Below are 1,532 nucleotides of genomic sequence, written 5' to 3' on the forward strand. Positions count from 1 at the left end.
TTGAGTCATGGATGCCGCAGATGAAAAAGGGGCACCATTATCGCCTGGCGCTCCAGGTGCCTCCTCATGTGTAACGCGCCTTTGAACCTCGCCCGATAGGGCTATCTGGGGACATCGTCGAGCATCCCGGCGCTGGCCATGAGCGTTGCCAGGCCGGTCTCCTCGAGCGCATAGACCCCACGGGCTGCGCGCCATACAAGCGCCTTCTCCTGCAGGGCCGCAAGCGCTTGCTGAGCGCCAGATACGTCGATCTTAGCGTCGACATTGGGTGATGTCGCTTGCAATACAGCGTTGTACGACTCAATGGTCGCGGCTTCGAATGGCGCAAATTTCTCACCGCGGACCGCCATGACGCGAAGAACCGTCGATTGCGGTGGCGTCAAACTATGCACCACTCGCAATTGCTCGCGCTCGCTCTCTGCGATCTGTTCGTCGATGGCCTCGGCGAAGCGCGTGCTTACCTGATCCGGCGGCAACCCGAACTCAAAGCGTACCGCATCCGCTGCGGCCCCGAGCAGCTCAGGACGGAAGGAAGCGCGCTTAAAGAGTTCGTAGACTCGGGCCGGGTCAAGGGGGGCGCCGAGGTTCAGCCGATGGCAGAACCACTGCACGTAGTCCATGCCGAGGGACGGGAAATTAATGAGCGGCGCGCCCATGAAAGCCTGATCGCGGCCGGCACGCAGCATCGCCAACTTGTCGCGGTTAGAGCCTGTGGCCACGATACGAAGGCCGAAATGGCGGCTGCTATTGAGCTCGTCACGCGCAGCCTTAAGCGCAAACAACGCATCGTTGCCCTTTTCGCTCACGATAGCTTGCTGTGCTTCATCGATGACCAATGCGATCGGGCGCTTCACCTCGTCAGACAATTCGGCCAATGCGGTCGACAATGAAATGCCATCGCCAAGACCGATGCGATCCAGCGAAAACGAAAGTCCCCCCACGGCGACCTTCTCCATGCCAGCAGATCGCGCGAGTCGGGTAATGACGCCCTCGTGCTTCGCCAGCTCTGCGCGCACCATGTGCACGATGGTTTCGCCAGGATCTGCGCTGCGGTCTTCCCACAGATCAACGTAAAGAACCAGCGCGCCTTCCTTTTCGAGCGCCGGCCTCAGATCTTCTCGCAGGAACGTTGACTTGCCAGTGCGCCGCGGAGCCGCCAAAAACAGCCCCGAACTTGAAGCGGATGTCGGCGACACTTCCAAAACTTTCTTGGCGAGGTTGGTTGCAAGCTCCTCGCGACGGAAGAATTCCATGTTGCTTTCTCTGCTCTATTATCAACTATAGGAAATTATAGACAATTATAGAGCCGCTATATCGGCACCTGACGAATCTCCCTCGCGCTGCAATACATGCCAAGAGATGTGGGAGGCACATTCCGGGCGGTGTTGCGGTGGCGCGGCCTCATGCTTCCTATCGGGGTCANCGGCGAGGTTCAAAGGCGCGTTACACATGAGGAGGCACCTGGAGCGCCAAGCGATAAAGAAGGAAATTCTTGAGCGGGCCGGCGCCCTGTTCGAAACCAAGCGTGGCCC

Annotated in this window: 1 protein-coding gene; it reads right to left on the minus strand. The window is 59.2% G+C overall.

Annotated elements, in window-relative coordinates:
- Positions 1-101: 101 nt before the first annotated feature.
- Entirely contained in the window at positions 102-1,253 is a 1,152-nt protein-coding gene (locus A3A5_RS0121645) for an ATPase (RefSeq protein ID WP_018312614.1), read from the minus strand.
- Positions 1,254-1,532 lie beyond the last annotated feature (279 nt).

This window comes from Cupriavidus sp. UYPR2.512 (genome assembly GCF_000379565.1).
Lineage (GTDB): Bacteria > Pseudomonadota > Gammaproteobacteria > Burkholderiales > Burkholderiaceae > Cupriavidus.

Coding starts and splice junctions, on each gene's coding strand:
- A3A5_RS0121645 (WP_018312614.1), bottom strand. CDS start 1,253: ATGGAATTCTTCCGTCGCGAGGAGCTTGCAACCAACCTCGCCAAGAAA.